3 protein-coding genes and 1 tRNA gene are annotated in these 4,719 nt (G+C 49.3%); all 4 read left to right on the top strand.

Annotation, left to right across the window (positions count from 1 at the left end):
* Nucleotides 1-18: 18 nt before the first annotated feature.
* Nucleotides 19-91: transfer RNA gene (locus LUQ50_RS01260), tRNA-Lys, on the top strand.
* A 344-nt stretch (nt 92-435) separates the two neighbouring features.
* The gene (locus LUQ50_RS01255) at nt 436-3,576 is read left to right on the top strand and encodes a HEAT repeat domain-containing protein (RefSeq protein WP_300034984.1); all 3,141 of its coding nucleotides are present in this window, start codon (nt 436-438) and stop codon (nt 3,574-3,576) included.
* A gap of 64 nt (nt 3,577-3,640) precedes the next feature.
* Entirely contained in the window at nt 3,641-4,537 is an 897-nt protein-coding gene (gene pyrB / locus LUQ50_RS01250) for an aspartate carbamoyltransferase (RefSeq protein ID WP_300034981.1), read from the top strand.
* Nucleotides 4,534-4,719: aspartate carbamoyltransferase regulatory subunit (locus tag LUQ50_RS01245; RefSeq protein WP_300034978.1), on the top strand; the 186-nt coding region annotated here is incomplete at its 3' end. The genes pyrB and LUQ50_RS01245, both read left to right, overlap by 4 nt.

Here is a 4,719-nt window from a genome sequence, read left to right as displayed (position 1 = left end):
TAACATGTTATGGCACAAGGGCTTGTAGCTTAGTCGGTAGAGCGACAGACTCTTAATCTGTAGGTCAGGGGTTCGAGTCCCTTCAGGCCCGTTATTTTTCTAAATTTTTTCAATTTATGTTTCGTTGCTTTTATCAGGTATTAACACCCCAGATTGCATATGGCAGATACAATCGAATATGTCAGGGTCACCTGCCAGCACTGCTCCGGTGAAGGTTGTTGCTTTTGTAATTGCAAGGGAACGGTAGAAGTAACAATACCCGAACGCATGTGTAGGCACTGTAATGGAATCGGATGCCTTTACTGTGGATACACTGGATGGTCGGGTCTTCGTGGTAAATACGACTGATCCGGATTACTTAATAACCTATTAATAATTTCCTGAAAAATCAATCCCTATAGTACACGATGCAAATATGGGGGGTAAAGTGCAGGTATGATCACGTTATTCAGGCCGGATCCAGAACGAATGCGGCTGAAAGGAGATCTGGATGGACTCATAAAACTGGTCCGGGCGTCTCCGGATGCAACGCTGAGAATAGAAGCGGCTCTCGCGTTAGGGAGGATGCAAACTCCTCGTGCTGTTCCTGAATTGATTGCCCTACTCGGGGATCCTGATCCACGAGTGGTGAATGCGGCATCAGAAGCTCTCGAATTTATCGGGAAACCAGCAGTCAGAAGCCTGGTTGAGAATTATAACTCTGCTGATGAGACAATTACCCGTTGGCTTCATCGTACGCTGTTAAGGCTCGGCCCTTCGATGGTGAATGATATCCTCTCCTGCACTCCGGTTATGAATGAAGCAGGTGAAGAGCGTATCGCATATACGTTGCTCTCATTTGGAAAACCGGTTTTGCCAATCCTGGTCAATGCGCTTGGTTCAGAAGAACCCAGAACTAGACGTCTTACAGAAGCAATGATCGAGACTGCAGGCAAAGATGCACTCCCATTCCTTATCCAGGGTCTGGATAGTACCGATGATGAGGTAAGGGCGCGATCTGCTGCACTCCTCATTCTGCTTGGTGATCAGATAGTGGTAGATCTGCTCTCTTCATGTGCCCAGGATCGGGATGAGACTCGCGAACTAAAATTTTATATCATCCAGGAGGTTGGCAGACCGGCGCTTGAACCTCTCTATGAATCACTCAAGGATCCCAATCCAGTCACCTCCTCAATGGCACTCAAGGTTTTCATGGATATCGGAGATGCCGCCATCGTCCCGCTGATCAGGGGGATATATGACGAAGATCCCGAGATAAGGGCAGTATCTGAAAATGCTCTCATCCGTATCGGAGAACCGGTAGTGGATCATCTGATACGTGAGATACCGATGCATAAGGAGAATGACCGGGAACAACTCTGTTCAGTTCTGATTCGCATCGGAGAACCTGCCATCCCCCACCTTACCCAGGCACTTTTTAATCCGTCTGCAGATATTTCACGAACTATTGCAGGAATCCTTCCCCGGCTTGGTTCTCTCTCTGCCCCCTGGCTGCTTCAGGCGGTTGAAGAACGGGGTGATGATGCAACCGGACCGGTATCCCGGGTATTCAGGGAGATGGGCAGGCTTGCATTTCCAATACTTGAAGATGCTATTCAGACACGGGGAGGCAAAACCGCAATATTTGCGATCAGAATGATCCGGGAGATAGATCCGGTACGAGCCATCGATCCCCTGATTGATGCGTTAGCCAATCATGATAACCGGGTCAGGGAATCAGCGATGGATGAACTGCTGAAGATGGGAGATATGGTTACCCCGCGGTTTATCCAGGTTCTGTCATCAGGAAATGAAAGTGCAGCCGAGCTGGCAGATACAGCACTTCGCCAGATGGGATCGGCAGCAGCACCAGATCTCGCTGATGCACTTGGAGATTCATTATCAGCAGACCCTGCCCGGATAACTTCAATCATTCGGGATATCGGATCGGATGCTATCCCCTATCTGATACCGATGATAGTCCCTGGAAGTCCGGGACAGAGTAACGCATACTCACTCATCAAAGAGCAGGGCGGACGAGCAGTACCTGAACTGCTTGATGCACTTGGATCTGCCGGACCTGATCTGACCCGGGCGATCAAAGAACTGTTGTCACTCTCCTTCGAGCAGGATCCCGGCGTCTTTGTCGAACAGATGATGACCCAGCGATCAGGGGCAGGACTGGAAATCATCAGTGATATCATCAGTTCTTCACCGGATCAGGTTATTCCTCATCTTATCAGACTGATTCAGACAGGTGATGCGGATCAAACTCATTTTGCTGGTGATCTCCTGGAAAAATTCGGTGATGCCGCCATCAAACCGTTGATTAGCAGCCTGAAAGAAGAAGACGATGAGGACCAGAAACTGATGCTCACCTCATTTTTGATTAAGATGGGACCAGCAGCAGTTCCGGCTCTGATTGAAGAACTCAGGGATCCAGTACTGGTTGTATATGCAGTCGCTGCACTCGGTTCAATTGGAGAGCCTGCAGTACCGACGCTGATGAACCTGCTGCATGATCCTGATGAAGAGGTGGTAAATTATGCAAGTCTCTCGCTCGCACGTATCGGCCTTCCGGCACTCCCTACACTTTTCAATCTCTTTAACGAAGACAAGACGATGGTCCCCCTGGTAAGCAATATCTTTGCCAATATGGGCGGTGTTGCACTCCCACGGCTCCTCGATGAGTTCAAAGCATTGGAATCTTCAGGAGAACAGGGAAGTGAGCGGGGCATCTCGCTGATGTCCATGATCATCGATATCTCGTTGAATAATACTGAACAGATGCACCATCTTTTCAGTATCACGGATCCCGAGATGCTCAGGATGCTTACCGGCCTTTTAGTCAGTAAAGGAAACGTCGTAATAGATCCGATCATCAGTGCCCTGCTCAGCTGGGACAAGATCACTCCGGCACTGGTTTTGCAAACCTTTGCAAGCATGAAAGGTCCGGTTCTTACCCGCGTTCATCAGGTGATGGAACAACTACCAAACCGGGATATCAGACGGATTCCACTGATCCACCTGTTAGGAGATCTCAAAGATCCTTCTTCAGCTTCAATTATTTTTAATGCACTTCATGACTCGGATCGAAGGATTCGGATTGCAGCAGTTCGCGAGTTGGGTAAATTCGGAAAAGAAGCGCTAGACCCCCTTACAAGCGCAATGCAGGACGAGGATCATGAGGTCAGGGTTGCTGCTATCGAATCTATGGGTGATGTGGGCCTCCCGGTTCTTGACCAACTGCTGGCTGGCCTGAAAGACGAAGATGGTGACATCAGGGCCGCATCAATCAAAGGAATCGGAAAGATCGGAGAACCTGCGAAGTTTATGCTTATCCAGGCGCTGGTAGACTCGGACCGCAGGGTAAGACGTGATGTAGTAAAACTTCTGGAAAGTTTTAACTGGGAACCTAAGTACACAACCGACCGCCTGAGTTATTTATTTGCCAGAGAGGCATGGGACATCCTGGTAAAAATCGGACCTCCAAGCATGGATGTTCTTGCCCGCGGCACCAAGGATGAAGATCCCGAAGTCAGTAACGCCTGCAGGGAAGCCCTGAAACAGATCAGGAGCAACCTCCCGGTAACCTGATTCTTGGACAACTTGATGTGAGATCGCACCGTACCGGTTTATGATAATCGGCGGGGCGTCTCCTATGAAACACTATATTTCTATCAGAGATCTGAATCGGAATCAGATTGATCACCTGATTTTGCAGGCAGCACAGATCGCTGAACATGGGGCTGATGCCCAGCCACTGAAAGGAAAAATTCTTGGCCTTCTCTTTTTTGAACCCAGCACGAGAACCCGAATGTCATTTGAATCTGCGATGCTACGACTGGGAGGATCCTGTATGAACCTCGGCGGTGTTGAAGTGAGTTCGATGGCAAAAGGAGAGACCTTGGCAGATACCATCCGGGTGGTAAGCGGATATGCAGATACCATTGTACTCAGGCATCCGAAGGTTGGAGCAGCACGACTTGCCAGTGAGTTTGCATCAGTACCGGTTATTAATGGAGGTGACGGGGCAGGACAGCACCCCTCCCAGACCCTTATTGATCTGTATACCATTCATCAGTCCATGCCCCTTGACCGGATCAAAATAGGGCTGGTTGGAGACTTGATGTATGGGCGGACCACTCATTCACTGGCATATGCCCTGACCAGATATAACGCGGAGATTCATGCAATCTCTCCGAAAGGACTTGGCCTTCCTGAATCGCTGAAACATGATCTCAGGATGATGGGATGTGAAATCATTGAGCATGACTCGATAGAAGAGGTAATACGAGACCTTGATGTACTCTACGTAACCAGATTCCAACGGGAACGATTCCCTGATCCAGCTTCTTTCTTTGATGTTGCAGCAGGGTACCGGATCACCCCCGCACTTTTAGACGGGGTAAAAGATCATCTGATCATTCTACACCCGCTTCCCCGTGTCGATGAGATAGATACCGCAGTGGACTCGCTTCCGTATGCCCGGTACTTTGAGCAGGCACGGAACGGAGTTCCAGTCAGGATGGCTATGCTGCTTGAGGTGATGCAATGAACAGCGATAAGTACCGGGAAGGTCTGCTGATAAATGCGATTCAGAACGGGACCGTAATCGATCATATTACGGGGGGAGAGGCTTTAAGTGTCCTCCGAATTCTGGGAATTACCGGCAGTACCAGAGAATGCGTGAGTGTTGCAACCAATGTAGAAAGCAGTGCTCTCGGACGAAAAGATGTG

It is taken from the genome of Methanospirillum sp. (assembly GCF_028679455.1).
Classification (GTDB): Archaea; Halobacteriota; Methanomicrobia; order Methanomicrobiales; family Methanospirillaceae; genus Methanospirillum.
Note: the sequence above shows the minus strand (reverse complement) of the source record. Positions and strands in the feature narration are given on the sequence as shown.